This window comes from Lelliottia nimipressuralis, from assembly GCF_004115925.1.
In the GTDB taxonomy this organism is placed as follows: Bacteria; Pseudomonadota; Gammaproteobacteria; order Enterobacterales; family Enterobacteriaceae; genus Enterobacter; species Enterobacter nimipressuralis.
The window spans coordinates 223,374-243,933 of the sequence record NZ_SDDX01000020.1 but is presented as its reverse complement, the minus strand read 5'-3'; the positions used below and the strand labels follow the sequence as shown (position 1 = coordinate 243,933).

The 20,560-nt window shown below is 53.8% G+C and carries 16 protein-coding genes; 6 read left to right on the top strand and 10 right to left on the bottom strand.

What is annotated here, in order from left to right; all coding sequences use genetic code 11:
- Positions 1-24 precede the first annotated feature (24 nt).
- From ETG88_RS17125 to ETG88_RS17105, 5 genes are all read right to left on the bottom strand, one after another.
- Entirely contained in the window at positions 25-693 is a 669-nt protein-coding gene (locus ETG88_RS17125; protein WP_233446127.1) for a DUF2931 family protein, read from the bottom strand.
- Entirely contained in the window at positions 690-2,681 is a 1,992-nt protein-coding gene (gene tssD / locus ETG88_RS17120) for a type VI secretion system tube protein TssD (RefSeq protein ID WP_129035909.1), read from the bottom strand. Before tssD ends, ETG88_RS17125 begins: the two co-directional genes overlap by 4 nt.
- 170 nt (positions 2,682-2,851) lie before the next feature.
- Entirely contained in the window at positions 2,852-4,921 is a 2,070-nt protein-coding gene (gene glyS, locus ETG88_RS17115) for a glycine--tRNA ligase subunit beta (protein WP_100778136.1), read from the bottom strand.
- A gap of 9 nt (positions 4,922-4,930) precedes the next feature.
- Complete coding sequence (glyQ, locus tag ETG88_RS17110; protein ID WP_011915428.1) at positions 4,931-5,842, bottom strand: glycine--tRNA ligase subunit alpha; 912 nt, start codon at positions 5,840-5,842, stop codon at positions 4,931-4,933.
- Between the two features lie 115 nt (positions 5,843-5,957).
- A complete protein-coding gene (locus ETG88_RS17105; RefSeq protein ID WP_100778137.1) occupies positions 5,958-6,263 on the bottom strand; it encodes a YsaB family lipoprotein in 306 nt (101 codons plus the stop codon).
- 183 nt (positions 6,264-6,446) lie between these two features.
- Between ETG88_RS17105 and ETG88_RS17100 the strand changes: the two genes are divergently transcribed.
- On the top strand, positions 6,447-7,442 hold the full coding sequence (locus ETG88_RS17100; protein ID WP_129035907.1) for an acyltransferase: 996 nt from the start codon (positions 6,447-6,449) through the stop codon (positions 7,440-7,442).
- Here ETG88_RS17100 and ETG88_RS17095 read toward each other — a convergent pair.
- From ETG88_RS17095 to xylA, 4 genes are all read right to left on the bottom strand, one after another.
- On the bottom strand, positions 7,435-8,355 hold the full coding sequence (locus ETG88_RS17095; protein WP_107702500.1) for a GlxA family transcriptional regulator: 921 nt from the start codon (positions 8,353-8,355) through the stop codon (positions 7,435-7,437). The two genes, ETG88_RS17100 and ETG88_RS17095, sit on opposite strands and share 8 nt — an antisense overlap.
- Positions 8,355-8,894, bottom strand: a complete 540-nt coding sequence (locus tag ETG88_RS17090; protein ID WP_129035905.1) for an isochorismatase family protein — start codon at positions 8,892-8,894, stop codon at positions 8,355-8,357. Before ETG88_RS17090 ends, ETG88_RS17095 begins: the two co-directional genes overlap by 1 nt.
- Before the next feature lie 104 nt (positions 8,895-8,998).
- Complete coding sequence (gene xylB / locus ETG88_RS17085) at positions 8,999-10,453, bottom strand: xylulokinase (protein WP_129035903.1); 1,455 nt, start codon at positions 10,451-10,453, stop codon at positions 8,999-9,001.
- A 108-nt stretch (positions 10,454-10,561) separates the two neighbouring features.
- Positions 10,562-11,884, bottom strand: a complete 1,323-nt coding sequence (gene xylA / locus ETG88_RS17080; protein WP_102105140.1) for a xylose isomerase — start codon at positions 11,882-11,884, stop codon at positions 10,562-10,564.
- A 373-nt stretch (positions 11,885-12,257) separates the two neighbouring features.
- Between xylA and xylF the strand changes: the two genes are divergently transcribed.
- The 4 genes from xylF (at position 12,258) to xylR (ending at position 17,225) form a co-directional block, all read left to right on the top strand.
- Positions 12,258-13,250, top strand: coding sequence for a D-xylose ABC transporter substrate-binding protein (gene xylF / locus ETG88_RS17070; protein ID WP_129035901.1), 993 nt, complete (start codon positions 12,258-12,260; stop codon positions 13,248-13,250).
- A 70-nt stretch (positions 13,251-13,320) separates the two neighbouring features.
- Positions 13,321-14,862, top strand: a complete 1,542-nt coding sequence (locus ETG88_RS17065; RefSeq protein WP_129035899.1) for a xylose ABC transporter ATP-binding protein — start codon at positions 13,321-13,323, stop codon at positions 14,860-14,862.
- Entirely contained in the window at positions 14,840-16,021 is a 1,182-nt protein-coding gene (gene xylH, locus ETG88_RS17060; protein ID WP_129035897.1) for a xylose ABC transporter permease XylH, read from the top strand. The genes ETG88_RS17065 and xylH overlap by 23 nt, the downstream gene beginning before the upstream one ends.
- A gap of 25 nt (positions 16,022-16,046) precedes the next feature.
- On the top strand, positions 16,047-17,225 hold the full coding sequence (gene xylR / locus ETG88_RS17055) for a D-xylose utilization transcriptional activator XylR (protein ID WP_100778145.1): 1,179 nt from the start codon (positions 16,047-16,049) through the stop codon (positions 17,223-17,225).
- A gap of 66 nt (positions 17,226-17,291) precedes the next feature.
- Here xylR and ETG88_RS17050 read toward each other — a convergent pair whose 3' ends face one another.
- Positions 17,292-18,128 carry a protein bax gene (locus ETG88_RS17050; RefSeq protein WP_129035895.1) on the bottom strand — a complete coding sequence of 279 codons (837 nt, stop codon included), beginning with the start codon at positions 18,126-18,128 and terminating at the stop codon, positions 17,292-17,294.
- A gap of 314 nt (positions 18,129-18,442) precedes the next feature.
- On the opposite strand from ETG88_RS17050, the gene ETG88_RS17045 reads away from it, so the two are divergent.
- Positions 18,443-20,473, top strand: a complete 2,031-nt coding sequence (locus tag ETG88_RS17045; protein WP_129035893.1) for an alpha-amylase — start codon at positions 18,443-18,445, stop codon at positions 20,471-20,473.
- Positions 20,474-20,560 lie beyond the last annotated feature (87 nt).

Genomic DNA, 20,560 nt, shown 5'->3' with positions numbered 1-20,560 from the left:
GGAGTTAAACGTGAGTTCACAGCCTCACCAGTTGCCATAAGGGTAGGTTTTGCCCTTGATAAAGTCTTTTGTATCCGGATCATATCCCTCCGGAATTTTGTAAGACATATCAAGCCGACTTATCCCTTTACATCCCTCCAGTTTATCGCCTGACAGCGTTGTGATTTTTTTAGGCTCTATCGGCAGGTTGTTTCCCCCGCCGCTGTTTTGCAACCAGACTCTAACCTTCCCCTCGGGAGCCAGACCAAACAGAATTGTACTGTACCAGGCCTCCTTACCAAGCCAGTCCAGGCCGGTTGAGGTGTTCATTTGTTCCCTCATGGACGCCGGGAAAATAATACGCGTTTCATAGGTTTTTTTATCGATAATAGAATCCCAGCAAAAAAGCATAGCCACCGGTGGATGGCGAGCTTTGTTAAATTGCGCGAAATTCATGTAGCGGTTATTCCATAACCCGATGCTTGAAGCATCATCCTCAACCCGATCAAGCGTTCTAAATGAGTAGAGAACATTTTTATCATCGATGATGCCAACATAATTGACAAAAGCCGGAAGCGCTTTCGGCGTAAAAAACACAAATCCCCATAACCCATAAGGCATTTCACCGGTTTCTTCCGGGGTGATAGATCCGGCCGAGTGGCAGCCTGCAACAGCAAGCAAGAGTAAAAAAAAGAACTGTTTGCCCATTTTCATTTTTTATTCCCATCCATGTCATAAGTTGTCCGTTTCCAGTTATCATCCGGGCGATTTACAAAACCAATTATCTGCGAGGGGGACATACCACCATAAATCTTCCTGTGAGAGTCGAGTATTATGCTGTTCCAGTTTGCCGAGCAGTGGACAAACTCTTTTGCCAGAAGATCTATTTCCGATGAGGAGAAAAGTATTCCCTTACCTCCTTTACGAATGGCCTTTCCTGATTCAATCGCTTTTGAAAAAAGCGGGATAAGGGCAGTAGCAATACTCAAATCCTTATCTGATGTTTTAATTGGATTAAACACGACTCCCGCCTCCTGCGCCGCATCGAGCATGACCCTTAGTACCACTTTGGACCAGTCGTTCTTCACCAGTCTTTGCTTCATGGTCAGCGCCGCAAATGCCCTTTTTTGCATCCCCTCGATGTGATGGACTGGCATTCGCTCGTCTTCCCACACATCCGCGCTAATGTCGTTGGTGCGGATAAGCGGGGCCACTACTGCGGAAGCCTCAAGTACGGACAATTGTGCTACGGCATGACGGTACGCCCGCGACTTTTGAGGAGGTGTGTTGAGTGGCACCGTTTCACCCTCGGGGCGTGTAAGGAAGATATTTTCGCGCACCACTGGCAAATAACCTCCGCCGATATCGGAGTGAGCGCCGGGCAGCGCCAGTTCAGGCCACGCGGGCTGGACACTGTTCAGCGCAAAGTTAAAGCGGCATTCGTTCTGTGCCGTGATATGAAAGACTTTTTCCGCCACGCCAGGACGCAGCATGATATTGACCTCGCCGGTATTCGCCGTATGCGGGTTCAGGCCGTTCTGTGGCGTGCCGATGGCGGCGACAGTATCGAAAATGCCGATGAAACGCGTTTTCCCGGCTGGCGCACCGACATAATTCACCTCCCCCATTCCGTAGCGAATGGCATTGGCGATCACTCTGTCTTTATCCTGAATACGGTTGGCAAAATGGCGTGCGGCGGCGGCTCCACGGCTAAAACCAAAGATATCAAACTGGCAGGACGTGACCGTCATCCCACCCCCAGAAATTGTCTGTCGAAGTTTGCGTAAAGTCTCTTCGATCGCCACCGCAATCTGCTTCACCGCAAGGTCCGTCTTCGCAATCACCCCGGTATCCGCCACGCCTAAGGTCAGGCCAAGCATACTGTCCGGTTTACCCGCTTCGGTACCAATCCCTTCCACATAAATTGCTGCCTGCACTTGCCCTGTATCAATGGGGATATCCGTTTTGTACAACGTATTTAACCAGTGAATATTTGTATAGCCCCCGATATAGCTGGTAGCGCTGGTACCTGAAATGCCCATCTTTTCCTCGGCAGTACGGGCCAGAATAATTTCAGCATCCGGATCGGAGAGTTCGAAATGGGCAGCGGTACAGGCAGCTAACATATTCTGCGTGTTCACGGCATTATTACCGGTTCCATCAAAAAAGACGCCCAGTGTCAAAATAATATGACGTATTTCTGGCTGCGGCTTTTCATTCGGCGGAAACAGCTGTTTATAGTTATCCGGTAGGATCAGATCACTGTATTCCGTGTTAGCGCCAAGATGTTTACTGCGAATATATTCATAACTCACAGTGATATTTTCGCTATCGAGAACATCCGGATTTATAGAATGCATAATCCCCTGAATAGATGCCCCACGGAGTTCTATCTGATAGTATTTCTCCTGTCGCCCGTAGCGATTAGTGCGATAAAAATCGAAGATCAGCTGCAGCTTTTCATTCTCATTAATCGCTGTCGTCAGTAATGGCGTACTTTTATCTATCGGTTTAGTAAAGCGCAGGCCCGGGTGGTTCATGCCATTTGCGGTGCTCGTCATACTGGAGGCAAGCTGGTAAACAAGAATTTCATCCCGATGCTGATACTGGTAGCGATTACCAATGGATTTTTCTGTTCCGCAGCCTGAAGATATTTCACCCTGACGTTCGCCTTTCATCCTTAAATAAACGGTATTACTCATATGTTGATGTCCTTATCTGGCAACATTCCCTGAGCCAATTAAATGAGCATCATTATATTACTCTTTCTCACACTGAATAGTGTCTGACAGATCATATATTCTTTAAAAGAGAACACGTTCAGAAAATAAAAAACCCGCCTTTCAGCGGGTTTTTTTATATCGATAACCGATTACTGCAGCAGCGAAATATCCGCCACGCGCAGGAACAGTTCACGCAGTTTTTCGAGCATCGAGAGGCGGTTAATACGCAGCTCTTTATCCTCTACGTTTACCATCACTTTTTCGAAGAAGGCATCGATCACTTCACGCAGTTCCGCCAGTTCCACCAGCGCTTCCTGATAGCGGCCTTCCGCGAAGAACGGCTCCAGCTTGTCGCGCAATACCACAACCTGCATCGCCAGCGCGATCTCTTCTGGCTCTTTCAGGGTGGCAGCGTTGACACGTTCGGTAAGCTGTTCATCGGACTTCGCCAGAATATTGGAAACACGCTTGTTCGCCGCAGCCAGCGCAGACGCGGCTTCCAGCGTACGGAAGTGCGAAACCGCCTTCATGCGTGCATCAAAATCTGCCGGACGCGTTGGACGGCGTGCCAGAACGGCCTGAATGGTATCGACGGTGTAGCCTTCGTCCTGATACCAGGCGCGGAAACGGCCCAGCATAAAGTCGATAACGTCATCCACTACTTTGGCGTTGGTCAGCTTATCGCCGTACAGACGTACCGCTTCTTCAGTCAGCGTCTGCAGATCCAGATTCAGGTTCTTCTCAACGATGATACGCAGCACGCCGAGCGCCGCACGACGCAGTGCAAACGGGTCTTTGTCGCCTTTTGGATGCTGACCGATACCAAAGATCCCCGCAAGGGTATCCATTTTATCGGCAATCGCGACGGCACAGGCCACCGGATTAGACGGCAGTTCATCGCCCGCAAAGCGTGGCTGATACTGCTCATTCAGCGCAACCGCGACATCTTCCGCTTCGCCGTCGTGACGTGCGTAGTGCATGCCCATAACGCCCTGGGTGTCGGTAAATTCGAACACCATGTTGGTCATCAGGTCGCACTTGGAGAGCAGGCCCGCGCGAGTCGCGTGGTTAACATCAGCACCAATTTCACGGGCGATCCAGCCAGACAGCTCCGCGATACGATCGGTTTTGTCGCGCAGCGTGCCGAGCTGTTGCTGGAACAGAACGGTTTGCAGGCGCGGCAGGTGATCTTCCAGACGTTTTTTACGGTCGCTATTGAAGAAGAACTCAGCATCCGCAAGACGTGGACGAACCACTTTCTCGTTACCGGAGATAATCTGGCTCGGATCTTTCGACTCAATGTTCGCCACAAAGATAAAGTTTGGCAGCAGTTTGCCGTCCGCCGCGTATACCGGGAAGTACTTCTGGTCACCCTTCATGGTGTAAACCAGCGCTTCAGCCGGAACGGCAAGGAATTTCTCTTCGAACTTCGCCGTCAGGACCACTGGCCATTCCACCAGCGAGGTCACTTCTTCCAGCAGGCTTTCGCTCAGATCGGCATTGCCACCGATTTTGCGTGCCGCTTCTTCCGCATCTGCTTTGATTTTGGCTTTACGCTGCTCGTAATCAGCAATGACTTTGCCGCGTTCCAGCAGGATCTGCGGATACTGATCGGCGTGCTCGATGGTGAACTCAGGCTCGCCCATAAAGCGATGGCCACGGATCACGCGATCGGACTGAATACCCAGGATTGTCGCAGGGATCAGCTTATCGCCCAGCAGCAAGGTCACGGTGTGAACCGGACGTACAAAGTGCACGTCGCTCGCGCCCCAGCGCATCAGTTTCGGAATCGGCAGTTTAGCCAGCGACGTGGCAATCATGTTTGGCAGCAGCGCTTCTGCGCTTTCGCCTTTCACATGGGCGCGATACAGCAGCCATTCACCCTTGTCGGTCGCCAGACGCTCAGCCTGGTCAACGGTGATACCGCAACCACGTGCCCAGCCTTCGGCGGCTTTGCTCGGTTTGCCTTCCGCGTCAAACGCCTGGGCAATGGCCGGGCCGCGTTTTTCGACTTCACGGTCTGGCTGGGAGGCTGCGAGATTTGCAACTTTCAGCGCCAGACGGCGTGGAGCCGCAAACCATTCGATTTTACCGTGCGCCAGGCCAGCGTTATCCAGCTCAGCCGTGACATTTGCAGCGAAGGATTCCGCCAGGCTGCGCAGGGCTTTTGGTGGCAGCTCTTCAGTGCCGATTTCCACCAGGAAAGTATTCTCAGACATGGCCGCCTCTTATTTATTTCGATTGCACATCGGGAAGCCAAGGGCTTCACGGGACGCGTAGTAAGCTTCTGCAACGGCTTTGGTCAGCGTGCGAATGCGCAAAATATAGCGCTGACGTTCAGTCACGGAGATGGCTTTACGGGCGTCGAGCAGGTTAAAGCTATGGGCGGCCTTCAGAATACGCTCGTAGGCTGGCAGCGGCAGCGGAGTTTCCAGCGCCAGCAGCTGCTGCGCTTCTTTCTCGTACTGCTCGAAGCAGGTGAACAGGAAGTCCACATCCGCGTATTCGAAGTTATAGGTGGATTGCTCCACTTCGTTCTGATGGAACACGTCGCCGTAGGTGGTTTTACCCAGCGGGCCGTCGCTCCAGACCAGGTCGTAAACGCTGTCTACGCCCTGAATGTACATGGCCAGACGTTCCAGACCGTAGGTGATCTCACCGGTGATTGGCTTACACTCAAGACCGCCCACCTGCTGGAAGTAAGTGAACTGCGTCACTTCCATGCCGTTCAGCCATACTTCCCAGCCCAGACCCCAGGCACCCAGCGTTGGGTTTTCCCAGTTATCTTCCACGAAGCGAATGTCATGAATGGTTGGATCCACGCCCAGCTCTTTCAGGGAACCGAGGTACAGCTCCTGGATATTATCCGGAGAAGGCTTAATCACCACCTGGAACTGGTAATAGTGCTGTAAGCGGTTCGGGTTTTCGCCATAGCGGCCGTCGGTCGGACGACGGGATGGTTGCACATACGCGGTTGCCATAGGTTCAGGCCCCAGCGCACGCAGGCTAGTCATCGGGTGTGAAGTGCCGGCGCCAACTTCCATGTCCAAAGGTTGAACAATGGTGCAGCCCTGACGAGCCCAGTAATCCTGTAACGTCAGGATCAGGCCCTGGAAGGTCTTGGTATCAAACTTTTGCATAGTATTTCGTGCTGGATACGTGTGGTTTTAAATGGAAGGGATCAGTATACCCGCTGACTGCAAGATATACAGTACGAAACGGGTTTGTTTAGGGAAAATTGGGGAAATAAGGCGCTTAGCGCATTGAGAGATGCAAAAACTGCCCGTCTGCGTCAAAAGAGCAGACAAAGCCCTCTTTACGTGCCGTAGACCCGCGCATCTCATAGCTGCCCTGAAATTGCTCAAAGCCTGTCACATCAATTTTTTGAGTGCCGGTATTATAGCGATGGGCGGCCTGATCCTTACACAGCTGCTCCATATTTAACGAACGTTCCGGGCTGACTTTGCTTTTCTGCGCCCGCTGTACCGGAGCGTCTTCCTGTGAGCTGCACCCTGCAAGTAAAACCAGCAGAATCAGTGACGCAGCGCGCGTGATCATCATTTTTATTACCGCCCTATTTTCTGGCTGTTATTTTTAGTATTAAAACTTTATAGATTATGGCCCGGCATTCTGCGAATCTCGCGACTTTCGTTCAAGCGCGCCCAGGCAAACTCAGAATTATCCAGAGAGAGGCTAGCACACAATGACAGTCAGACCGTATTTACCACCAACACAGAGGAACTGATGCAGTCAAAAATTAGCTGGATTGATAATTTGCGAGGGATAGCCTGTTTGATGGTCGTGATGATTCATACCACGACCTGGTACATCACCAATGCCCACAGCATCAGCCCAATGAACTGGGATATCGCCAATATCCTCAACTCGGCATCGCGCGTCAGCGTCCCGCTGTTTTTCATGATTTCCGGTTATCTGTTTTTCGGTGAGCGCAGCGCACAACCGCGCCATTTCCTGCGCATTGGCCTGTGCCTGCTGTTTTACAGCGCCGTGGCGTTGCTTTATATCAGCCTGTTTACGTCGATAAACGCCGAACTGTCGCTGAAGAATTTGCTGCAAAAACCCGTTTTCTACCATCTGTGGTTTTTCTTCGCCATCATCGTAATTTATCTCGTCTCCCCGCTGATTCAGGTCAAAAACGTCGGTGGGCGGATGTTGCTGGCGCTGATGGTGGTGATTGGCCTGCTCGCCAATCCTAATACCGTCTCGCAGAAAATAGGCGGCTTCGAATGGCTGCCGATCAATCTCTATATTAACGGCGACACGTTTTACTACGTGATTTACGGAATGCTCGGGCGAGCAATCGGTATGCTGGATACGCGCAAGCCCTGGCTGACGTGGCTTTGCGCCGCGCTGTTCATCGGGGCGGTGTTTGTGATCTCACGCGGAACCCTCTATGAGCTGCGCTGGCGCGGGAACTTTGCCGACACCTGGTATGTGTACTGCGGCCCGATGGTCTTTATCTGCGCCGTTTCGCTGTTGACGCTGGTCAAAAACACTCTAAACACGCGCCCACTTCCGGTACTGGGGCTGATTTCACGCCACTCCCTCGGGATTTATGGCTTTCACGCACTGGTGATCCACGCCCTGCGCACGCGGGGACTTGAGCTGAAAAGCTGGCCGTTGCTGGATATCGTCTGGATTTTCACCGCGACGTTGCTCATCAGCCTGCTGCTGTCGATGCTGCTGCAGCGCGTGGACACGCGCCGGTTTGTCAGCTGATTGCGCGCTGCTTTGCCCGGTGAAACTGGCGTGGAGACGAAAACCCTGCGGCGATGGACGCCTGCTCCACGCCGCGCCCCTGCAACAGCCACTGCTGTGCAATCGCCAGCCGCAGCTGCTCCAGATAATCGCGCACGCTGATCCCCAGATGTTCCTGAAAAAGACGTGTTAAATGCCGGGGGCTGACATGCGCCAGAGCCGCAATATCGGCCAGTTGCCAGCCTTTTTGCGGTTCAGCGGTTAGCGCATCCTGCGCGCGGTGGATGGCCGGGTGCAGATGATTGCGATAACGCAGCCACGGCGAGAGCTGCGGATCGTCGCCCGAACGTCGGAACCACACCACCATTTCACGGGCGACGGCCAGCGCCTTTTCCGGCCCACACAGGCGGCTCATCAGGTGCAAAGCGAGATCAATCCCTGAGGTGATCCCGGCACTGGTCCAGATGTTACCGTCCTGCACAAAAATACGATTCTCTTTGATTAGCGCACCCGGTGCCGCGTCGCGAAGACGCCCGATAACATCGTGATGCGTTGTGCACTGCTTGCCATTGAGTAAACCCGACTTCGCTGCCAGCAGTGCTCCGGAGCAAACGCACATAACGGTGATGGCCTGACGGTGAATCTCGGGTTGCAGGCGCATCAGCCAGTGCTGAACGCTCTGTGCCTGAGGCGTCGAAAACTGATGGCGCGAATCACTCACGCCCGGTAAAACCAGCAAACTGCCCTCGGGCAGCGTCTCGGGAAGAGGCGCAATTCCGCCCATCGTCAGGCCAATCGAGGTGGGGACCTCCGGCTGCGGGCCGATGTAGTGCAGGCGAAACGCATCGCCTGCCAGCACAAAGGTTTCTGCCGGGCCGGACATATCCAGCGCCAGCACTCCCGGCAACATCACAAACCAGACGTCGATACTCATCAGAGCGACTCCAGCGTCTCCGCCACAGTTTTAATTTCTGCAAAACGCCCGGCCAGTACCGTTTCGGTACGATGGCGTAGCTCGTGGGTATCGAGCGTAGTGCCCTTCCAGGTCATCGGGAAAGTCAGCGTCGCTTCACTGACGAAGGTCACCGCATAGCCCAAATCCGAGGCCACTCGCGCGGTGGTTTCGCAGCACTGTTCCGTACGCAGACCACAGATGATCAGACGATTAATATCCCGTTCGCGCAACCAGTGGTCAAGGCCCGTATCGGTGAAGGCATTATGCACATGCTTCTGGAAAACGACCGCAGGCTGATGACGTAAAAAGGACATCGGGGTGACATAACCGCTTTGCAGTGAGAACGGCCCGGTATCGTCGACATGAAAGATATCCACAACGGGGATATCACGCGATTCACAGCCTTCAATCAGCCCCAGCATGGCCTGTTGAAATGCCTCAAAACCCTCTTCCTGCCAGTATTCACGGTGATGGAACGACTGCTGAGTATCGATATTGATTAATGCGGTGCGCGACATGGTGATTCTCCTCGCCAGTGGGTATAACCCTATACTGACGAGGAGACGGCTCCACGAGAAGACCAAAAAAGGACATCATCATGTCCCATTGGGACAACGTCGCCTTACGACATTAACGGCAAGAGCTGCTGATAGATTTTGCGGAACACTTCGCGCCGTTCGGTGTAGCGGCTATGACGCGCCGCATCCGGCTTATGTTCCTGCTCAAGCGTGAGCTGCGGAAGTAGCTGCGAAAGCGGTTGGTCGGGGTTCAGCGCAATCTGCGCCAGACGGGCTGCGCCCAGTGCAGGCCCAACGTCGCCACCGGTGCGGTAATCAAGCTGCAAGCCGCTGATATCCGCCAGCATCTGCCGCCAGTAGCTGCTTCTCGCGCCTCCGCCGATGAGGGTAATGCTGGTCGGTTTAAGGCCGCAGTCGTGAACCACATCCATCCCGTCTGCCAGCGCATAGCCAACGCCCTCCAGCACCGCACGCGCCAGTTCGGCTTGGCCATGCTGATGCGTTAGACCAAAGAACACGCCTTTCGCCTCTGGGTTGTTGTGCGGTGTGCGCTCACCGGAAAGATAGGGTAAAAACCACACGGCACCGGCATCCTCATTGGCTTGCTGGGCCGCCGCGATCAGCGCCGGAACGTCCTTAAGCCCCGTTAAATTTGCCGCCCAGTCAAGGCATGACGCGGCGCTGAGCATCACCGACATCAGATGCCATTTCCCCGGCAACGCATGGCAGAAACTGTGTACAGCGCTTTCCGGATTGCTGCGATACCCGTCGCTTACGGCAAAATAGACGCCCGAGGTGCCTAACGACAGCATTGCCTGCCCGGCATCCACCATTCCCACGCCCACCGCCCCCGCCGCATTATCGCCACCGCCCGCCACTACCGGCACGGCAGGCATATTCCAGCTTTCCGCAATCGAAGGATTCAGCACGCCGGTGATTTCACTGCCTTCGAAGAGCGCAGGCATGTGATCGCGTGTCAGCTGGCAGGCATCCAGCATTGTCTCGCTCCAGTCGCGTTTGGCGACATCAAGCCACATCGTTCCCGCCGCGTCCGACATGTCGCTGGCGAAATCACCCGTCATGCGAAAACGCAGATAATCTTTTGGCAGCAAGACCTTCGCCACCTGCTTAAAAACGTCCGGCTCATGGCGCTGCACCCACAGCAGCTTCGGTGCCGTAAAGCCCGGCATCATCAGGTTACCGGTGATTTGCCGTGACGTCGGCACCCGTTCTTCGAGGATGGCGCACTCTTCGGCGCAGCGGCCGTCATTCCACAAAATCGCCGGGCGCAGCACACGGTGCGCGCTATCCAGCAGCGTGGCGCCGTGCATCTGCCCGGCAATCCCCAGCGCTTTTACCTCACGCAGGCTGTGCTGTTCACCCAGCGCTTTGATCACGCGATCCGTCGCCTGCCACCACTGTTCGGGGTCTTGTTCTGACCATAAGGGATGTGGGCGCGAAACGTGCAGCTTCTCAGTGTGTGAGGCCAGCACGTCGCCCTGCTCGTTTAACAGGATGGCTTTCACACCCGATGTGCCAAGATCAATCCCGATATACATTGCGGTGACTCCTTTAACAGAAACACCCGGTGGCGCGAAGCGTACCGGGCCTACAATAGCAATATTTTCCGTAGGCCGGGCAGGCTCAGCGCCGCCCGGCAACACTGACTATTTATCGAACAAATAGTGATTGACCAGGTTTTCCAGCAGTTCCTGGTGGCCGCTCTGATGGCTCGGCGCCAGGCTATGTTGTTCAGCGTACTTCGCGATCTCGGCAAGGGATAACTGCCCTTTCAAGATTTGCTGGCCGAGTTCACTGTTCCAGCCGGAATAACGCTTCGCAACGCGTTTATCCAGTTCACCGTCTTCAATCATGCGGGCCGCCACTTTCAGCGCCAGCGCCATGGTGTCCATCGCGCCAATATGGCCGTAGAACAGATCGTACTTATCGGTACTCTGACGGCGCACTTTGGCGTCAAAGTTCAGGCCGCCGGTGGTAAAGCCGCCTGCTTTGATGATTTCGTACATCACCAGCGCATTCTCTTCCACGCTAATTGGGAACTGGTCGGTGTCCCAGCCGAGCTGCGGATCGCCACGGTTAGCATCGACAGAGCCAAAGATACCCAGCGCGATAGCAGAAGCAATTTCATGATGGAAAGAGTGCCCCGCCAGCGTGGCATGGTTGGCTTCGATATTCACTTTGATCTCTTTTTCCAGACCAAATTGTTTGAGGAAGCCGTAGACCGTCGCCACGTCGTAATCGTACTGGTGCTTGGTTGGCTCCTGCGGCTTCGGCTCAATCAGCAAGGTGCCACGGAACCCGATTTTGTGTTTGTGATCGACCACCATCTGCATGAAACGGCCAATCTGCTCGCGCTCCTGACGCAGGTCGGTGTTGAGCAGGGTTTCATAGCCTTCGCGACCGCCCCACAGCACGTAGTTTTCACCGCCCAGCTGATGGGTGGCGTTCATAGCCGTCACCACCTGAGTGGCAGCCCAGCTGAACACTTCAGGATCAGGGTTAGTCGCCGCACCGGCACCATAGCGCGGGTTCGTAAAGCAGTTCGCCGTCCCCCACAGCAGCTTCACGCCACTTTTCTGCTGCTTCTCGCCCAGATATTCCACCATCTGCGCAAAGTTGTTCAGATATTCTTTCAGCGAGGCCCCTTCAGGAGAGACGTCCACATCGTGGAAGCAGTAGTACGGGACGTTCAGCTTGTGGAAAAACTCGAATGCCACATCGGCTTTGCGCTTCGCCAGTTCCAGCGCTTCGCCAGGCTGCTGCCATGGGCGGTCAAACGAGCCGACACCAAACATATCCGCGCCATTCCAGCAGAAGGTGTGCCAGTAGCAGGCAGCGAAACGCAGGTGATCTTCCATGCGCTTACCGAGTACCAGCTCATCCGGGTTGTAATGACGAAATGCTAAAGGATTGGTGGATTTTGGGCCTTCGTAGCGAACGCGATCGAGTTGGTCGAAATAAGCTTGCATATTGAACTCCATAATCAAGAGGTGCGGCGAGTAATCGATAATGGAGTAATAGTGAATACTCATTGCAGCTTGCTCAATTACGTTATTTCACACTGCTATTGAGAGAATGCACAAACGTGCGCTGGCTCGCAAAAATAATACGCAAGCAAACGATTTTTCGGCGCTTATTCCAGAATCATGTGTAATTAATAAGTTGCACATTTTAAAATCAGATCACGGTCATAAATTCGCAAATAAACCAAATATCGTAATGAGAAGATAAAAATCTGTAATTGCCAGTTTGCCTTTCCCCGTTAAGAATTTGCTGCGTATCTGGCAGTGAATGATTCTTTTGTCTCAGCCTTACCACCCTACAGAAAAAGGTAAAATAATTATGACGATAAGAAACCTGTGCCTTACTCTCTGTGCTTCGCTACTGCTAACCAGCTTTGCGGGGCATGCAAAAGAAGTCAAAATCGGAATGGCCATTGACGACCTGCGCCTGGAGCGCTGGCAAAAAGACCGCGATATTTTTGTGAAAAAAGCGGAATCTCTCGGTGCAAAAGTGTTTGTTCAATCTGCCAATGGCAATGAAGAAACGCAAATGTCGCAAATCGAAAATATGATTAACCGCGGCGTAGATGTGCTGGTGATAATTCCTTACAACGGCCAGGTGTTAAGTAATGTGGTAAAAGAGGCCAAACAAGAAGGAATTAAAGTCTTAGCCTATGACCGCATGATTAATAACGCTGACATTGATTTTTATATTTCCTTCGACAACGAAAAAGTCGGTGAAATTCAGGCGCAAAGTCTGGTCGACAAAGTGCCGCAGGGGAATTATTTCCTGATGGGCGGCTCCCCTGTTGATAACAACGCCAAATTATTCCGTGAAGGGCAAATGAAAGTTCTTAAGCCGTATATCGACGACGGTAAAATTAAAGTGGTAGGCGATCAATGGGCCGACGGCTGGCTGCCGGAAAATGCGCTGAAAATTATGGAAAACGCGTTAACCGCGAACAATAACAAAATTGACGCTGTGGTCGCTTCCAACGATGCCACTGCGGGCGGTGCAATTCAGGCGCTGAGTGCGCAAGGTCTGGCCGGTAAAGTCGCGATTTCCGGTCAGGATGCGGATCTCGCGGGCGTAAAACGTATTATTGCCGGCACCCAGACCATGACGGTCTACAAACCTATCACCGAACTGGCCACTACTGCTGCGGAAATCGCCGTTGAGCTGGGCAACGATCAGCAGCCTAAGGCCGATTCCAAACTGAATAACGGCCTCAAAGATGTCCCTGCCCGTCTGCTGACGCCAATCGAAGTCAACAAAGAGAACATTGATTCCACCGTCGTGAAAGACGGTTTCCACAAGAAAAGCGAACTGTAATCCCGCATCGCCCCTGCTTTGCGGGGGCATGTCGACTTGTACGATTTGACTCGGGTCATGTGGAGCAGTTATGCCGTATTTACTTGAAATGAAAAGCATTACCAAAGCCTTTGGCGCGGTGAAAGCCATCGACAACGTGAGCCTTCGCCTGAACCCCGGCGAGATTGTCTCGCTGTGTGGTGAAAACGGATCTGGCAAATCCACGCTGATGAAAGTGCTGTGCGGCATCTACCCGCACGGCAGCTATGACGGTGAAATCGTCTTTGCCGGTGAAACGCTGCAAGCCACGCACATTCGCGACACGGAGCGCAAAGGGATCGCCATCATTCACCAGGAGCTGGCGCTGGTGAAGCATCTCACGGTGCTGGAGAATATTTTCTTGGGTGCCGAGATCTCACGCTTCGGCGTGCTGGACTATGACACCATGACCCTGCGCTGTGAAAAGCTGCTGGCTCAGGTCAGCCTTCAAATTTCTCCCAATACCCGCGTCGGCGATCTAGGGTTAGGGCAGCAGCAGTTGGTCGAAATTGCCAAAGCCCTGAACAAACAGGTGCGCTTGCTGATCCTCGATGAACCTACCGCATCGCTGACTGAGCAAGAAACTGCGGTCCTGCTGGATATCATCCGCGACCTGCAGCATCACGGCATCGCCTGCATTTATATTTCTCACAAACTCAATGAAGTGAAAGCCATCTCGGACACCATCTGCGTTATCCGCGATGGGCAACACATCGGCACACGAGAAGCTGCCGGGATGAGTGAAGACGATATCATTACCATGATGGTGGGCCGCGAACTCACCGCGCTCTACCCAAACGAACCGCACACCACCGGGGACGAAATATTAAGAGTCGAAAACCTGACCGCCTGGCATCCGGTTAACCGCCATATCAAACGCGTCAACAATGTCTCCTTCTCGCTGCGGCGCGGGGAGATCCTTGGCATTGCCGGTTTAGTCGGTGCAGGGCGAACCGAAGCGGTCCAGTGCCTGTTTGGCGTCTGGCCAGGCCGCTGGGAAGGCAGCATTTATCTCGACGACCAGCTCGTACATATCAACAGCTGTCAGCAGGCCATCGCCCATGGCATCGCGATGGTTCCGGAAGACCGTAAAAAAGACGGCATTGTGCCGGTCATGGCAGTGGGGAAAAACATCACCCTCGCGGCCCTCAACCAGTTTTCGGGTGCGCTAAGCAGCCTGGACGATGCGGCGGAACAGCAGTGCATTCTCCAGTCTTTAGCGCGCCTGAAAGTCAAAACCTCATCACCTGAGCTGGCCATTGGGCGGCTGAGCGGGGGCAATCAGCAGAAAGCGATTCTGGCGCGCTGCCTGCTTTTGAATCCACGCATCCTGATTCTGGATGAGCCGACGCGTGGAATCGACATCGGCGCAAAATATGAAATCTACAAACTCATTAACCAGCTGGTGCAACAGGGCATCGCGGTCATTGTTATCTCGTCCGAACTGCCCGAAGTGCTCGGCCTGAGCGATCGCGTTCTGGTCATGCATGAAGGCAAACTGAAAGCTAATTTGATCAACCAAAACCTGACCCAGGAACAGGTGATGGAAGCCGCCCTGAGGAGCGAACGTCATGTCGAAAAGCAACCCGTCTGATATCAAAGTCCCTGTGTCTGCGCCAGGTTTGTTCTCGGGATTTAAAGCGTTAAACCTACAGGTTTTCGTCATGATCGCGGCCATTATCGCCATCATGCTGTTCTTCACCTGGATGACCGACGGTTCGTATTTAAGCGCGCGCAACATCTCCAACCTGCTGCGCCAGACGGCGATTACCGGCATTCTGGCAGTCGGGATGGTGTTCGTCATTATCTCTGCCGAAATCGATCTGTCGGTCGGTTCGATGATGGGGTTACTGGGCGGTGTCGCCGCAATCTTTGACGTCTGGCTCGGCTGGCCGCTACCGTTGACGGTGGCCGTCACGCTGGTACTCGGCCTGCTGCTCGGCACCTGGAATGGCTGGTGGGTGGCGTATCGTAAGGTGCCTTCATTCATCGTCACCCTGGCGGGGATGCTCGCATTTCGTGGCATCCTGATCGGCATCACCAATGGCACCACGGTTTCACCCACCAGCGCGTCGATGTCGCAAATTGGGCAGAGTTATCTCTCCGATGGCGTTGGTTTTACCTTTGGCGCTATCGGTCTGATGGCATTCATCGCCTGGCAGTGGCGCGCCAGAATGCGCCGTCAGGCGCTGGGGCTCGCCTCGACGCCTTCAACGTCGGTCGTCGGGCGGCAGGCGCTGACCGCCGTCATTGTGCTGGGCGCGATCTGGCTCCTGAATGATTATCGTGGCGTGCCGACGCCCGTGCTGATTCTGACCCTGCTGTTACTTGCCGGTATGTTTATGGCGACTCGCACCGCTTTTGGCCGACGCATTTACGCCATCGGCGGCAATATTGAAGCCGCACGTCTTTCAGGGATCAATGTGGAGCGAAACAAACTCGCCGTGTTTGCGATTAATGGTCTGATGGTGGCTATCGCCGGGCTGATTTTAAGCTCGCGCCTCGGCGCGGGTTCTCCCTCTGCCGGTAACATTGCCGAGCTGGATGCTATCGCCGCGTGCGTCATTGGTGGAACCAGCCTCGCAGGAGGCATCGGGAGCGTTGCGGGCGCAGTAATGGGGGCATTTATTATGGCGTCGCTGGATAACGGAATGAGTATGATGGACGTTCCGACCTTCTGGCAGTATATCGTTAAAGGCGCCATTTTGTTGCTGGCGGTCTGGATGGACTCCGCGACCAAGCGACGGGCATGAGTCACTGATTTGGGAAAGATAAACCATGTTTGAGAAGCGTCACCGCATTACGTTGTTATTCAACGCTAACAAAGCCTATGACCGTCAGGTAGTTGAAGGCGTGGGTGAATATTTGCAGGCGTCGCAATCGGAGTGGGATATTTTTATTGAAGAAGATTTCCGCACCCGCATTGAAAACATCAAAGACTGGCTGGGCGATGGCGTGATCGCCGATTACGACGATCCCGTGATCGAGCAGTTGCTGACCGATGTCGACGTCCCGATTGTGGGCGTCGGCGGCTCATATCACTCGCCCGAAAAGTACCCTCCGGTCCACTACATCGCAACGGACAATCACGCGCTGGTCGAGAGCGCCTTTTTGCATTTAAAAGAAAAAGGCGTGCACCGCTTCGCCTTTTACGGCCTGCCCTCCTCCAGTGGCAAAGGCTGGGCGATGGAGCGCGAATATGCGTTTTGCCAGATCGTCGCGCAGGAGAAATACCGGGGCGTGGTCTATCAGGGGCTGGAGACCGCACCAGAGAACTGGCAGCACGCACAAAATCGGCTGGCCGACTGGCTGCAAACCCTGCCGCCGCAAACGGGCATTATTGCCGTCACGGATGCCCGCGCGCGCCACGTGCTGCAGGTCTGCGATCATCTGCACATTCCGGTTCCTGAGAAACTTTGCGTGATTGGCATCGATAACGAAGAGCTGACGCGCTATCTGTCGCGCGTGGCCCTGTCGTCGGTGGCACAAGGGACGCGTCAGATGGGCTATCAGGCCGCGAAATTACTTCATCGTCTTCTGGATAACGAATCCCTGCCTCTTCAGCGCCTGCTGGTGCCGCCGGTTCGCGTAGTCGAGCGCCGCTCCACGGACTACCGCTCGTTAAACGATCCGGCGGTCATTCAGGCCATGCACTACATCCGTAACCATGCCTGTAAAGGTATCAAAGTGGACCAGGTGCTGGACGCGGTCGGTATTTCTCGCTCAAATCTGGAGAAGCGCTTTAAAGAAGAGGTCGGGGAGACGATCCACGCGGTGATTCACGCCGAAAAACTGGAGAAAGCCCGTAGCCTGCTGATCTCAACTTCGCTGTCGATTAACGAAATTTCGCAGATGTGCGGCTATCCGTCACTGCAGTATTTCTATTCGGTATTTAAGAAAGAGTACGACACCACGCCGAAAGAGTATCGGGAGCGGTATAGCGAAGTGTTGGTATAACGCTGTTGTAGCGCTGATTCAGCAAAGAAAAACGCCTTCCGATGGAAGGCGTTTTTTTGAGATGGCTTACATGTGAGCGGCAATTAAGCGCTGGTTATCCTGGTACATCGCAAACAGGTAGTTGTTGTAGCTCTGCCCTTGCGTTGAATACCCTTTTAGCTTGTGAATCATGGTACTCGCCGTCAGTTCCTGGTCCGCTTTACGCAGCTGAGCGCGTGACTTACGGAACGAAGAGTAGGCCGGATGCGTGTTCAGGTTTACCACGTAGGCATTCACGGAATCTTTAACCGATTCGAACTGCGAATAGCCTTTCACTTTGCCTGGCGCGTTGTTACAGCGGCCTTTGGCGCACTTCATGCCGAAGAGATTGTTGTTGTTACGCGCCAGTTTTGACGTGCCCCAACCACTCTCTGCGGCTGCCATGGTCGCGACCATGCTGCCTGGAATAATATCCACGCGCTCAAGCAGTGAGTTCCACGGCACGCGGCGGGTATTACCATTCCAGCTCACCTTGTAGCGCTTCGCGATGTCTTTCAGACGTGCGCGTTCGCTAGGTGACCAACGGCTTTCGTACTGTTTTGAAACCAGCCAGTTACGGTCTGCAGTAATTGCAGAATTTTGGCTTGTAATATAAGGCATTACCGTCCGGAGAAACGCTTTTTTCCTTGGTGTCCCGGAAGGGTATTTTCGCAAATCAGGAAGTGAACTGCTCTTTACACTATTGCGAGAATACTCTTGTTTACTGCTAACCTTAATCTTACTGCTACTGCTGGTCGTCTTTATGACGTGGGCTTTTTTACTCGTTGTATCCGTGTGCGTCTTCGCAAGCACCTCACCTGAAAATGTCACGGTGAGCAACATGAGTATCGTAGCCCCAAATCGTCGTATGGGAGTCGATATCATTAGTTCTCCTGGTCGGATATATGCATTCCAACACCTTATTTTTTTCACAAAATTGAGAGCGGAATCTCAAATCATATCAAAAATAGTCTTCAAGAGCATCCAAAGAAATAGTCTAATTCCGAAACTATGTCACCTGAAACTTGCTCACTTAACCATCATTTCTACAAATTTGTGTGCGATATCGCAGATAAACGCCTAATTTTGCGCGAGATCACTCACCCTTTCGACTCATCCCGCCATAAAGCTCAGGGGGAGGAGTCAGCGCGATAAACCTGATGGCAAACTGGTTAAAATTGCCGCGACAGGAAAATGGAATGAAACGCTCCGCTTTAGCTCTTTTGCTACTACCCGCGATAGCGAATGCAGACTGGTCATCTCCCGGCTTTTCTACCTTTAACGCCGAAGGCGCTGGGGTGTTCACAAGCCATGCAAAGCTCGCGAAGGGTACTCGTCCTCTGACCCTCAATTTTGACAATGCGTGCTGGCAGCCCACAAATCCCATTAAACTCAATGAGATGATGTCGCTTAAACCCTGCGAGGGAATGCCACCTCAGTGGCGTCTGTTCCGTGAGGGCGATTATCAGATGCGCATTGATACGCGCTCAGGCACGCCAACGCTGATGTTGACGGTGCAAAGTGCCGCAGAGAAAACCGTCGCAGAGGTCACTCGCCAGTGCCCGAAATGGGACGGTAAACCGCTCACCATCGAGGTGAAAGACACTTTCCCGGAAGGCTCCGTGGTACGGGATTTCTACAGCCAGCAGACGGCCACGGTGCAGCAAGGGAAAATCACCCTGCAACCCGCTGCGAACAGCAACGGTCTGCTCCTGCTTGAACGGGCCGAAACCGACAAAGCCGCGCCATTCAGCTGGCAGAACGCTACCGTCTACTTTGTGCTGACAGACCGCTTCGTGAATGGCGATCCATCTAATGACAACAGCTATGGCCGCCACAAAGACGGCATGCAGGAAATTGGCACCTTCCACGGCGGCGATCTTAAAGGACTCAGCAGCAAGCTCGATTATCTCCAGCAGCTTGGCGTCAACGCCCTGTGGATTAGCTCGCCGCTGGAGCAAATTCACGGCTGGGTAGGCGGCGGCACCAAAGGCGATTTCCCGCACTATGCCTATCACGGCTACTACACGCAGGACTGGACAAAACTCGACGCCAACATGGGCAGCGAAAACGATCTCCGCCACCTGGTCGACGAGGCGCACAAGCGCGGCATCCGCATTCTGTTTGACGTCGTGATGAACCACGTCGGCTACGCCACGCTTGCGGATATGCAGGAGTATCAGTTTGGCGCGTTGTACCTGCAGGGCGATGAGTTGAAAAAAACGCTGGGCGAACGCTGGACCGACTGGAAACCCGCGCCCGGGCAAAGCTGGCACAGCTTTAACGACTACATCAATTTCAGCGACAAAGCCGGGTGGGAAAAGTGGTGGGGCAAACACTGGATCCGCACCGATATCGGCGATTATGACAATCCTGGCTTTGACGATCTGACCATGTCGCTGGCCTTTTTGCCCGATCTCAAAACCGAATCGACCACCCCTTCCGGTTTACCGAATTTCTACCACCACAAGCCGAACTCCCACGCCGAAGCAATCGCCGGTTACACCCCGCGCAATTATCTTACCCACTGGCTCAGCCAGTGGGTGCGCGACTACGGCATTGACGGTTTCCGGGTGGATACGGCTAAACACGTTGAACTGCCCGCCTGGCAAGAGCTGAAGGATAAATCCACCCAGGCACTGAAAGCGTGGAAGCACGCTAATCCGGACAAAAAGCTGGATGATGCCCCGTTCTGGATGACGGGTGAATCCTGGGGGCATGGCGTTATGCAAAGCGACTATTACCACCATGGTTTCGATGCGATGATCAATTTTGACTATCAGGAGCAGGCCGCCAAAGCCGTCGATTGTCTCGCGGATATCGATCTCACCTGGCAGCAGATGGCGGAAAAGTTACAGAGCTTCAACGTCCTGAGCTATCTCTCGTCTCACGACACGCGCCTGTTCCGCGAAGGTGGCCGGCGCGCGGCAGAACTGCTGCTGCTGTCTCCGGGGTCGGTGCAGATCTATTACGGTGACGAATCAGCACGGCCATTTGGCCCAACCGGTTCCGATCCGCTGCAAGGCACACGCTCAGACATGAACTGGCAGGACGTCACCGGCAGCCAGGCTTTGGGCGTCAAACACTGGCAAATTCTCGGGCAGTTCCGGGCGCGCCATCCGGCTATTGGCGAGGGTACGCAAACCACCCTCACCCTCGCGCAAGGCTACGGTTTTGTGCGCCAGCACCAGGACGATAAAGTGATGGTGGTCTGGGCCGGAAATCACTAATTCCTGCGGCGTCCCCTTCAAGTGGAGGGGACGTTCTTTAATCAGAATAATTCACCACACAAATACAAATCAGCAAAACAAAACAAC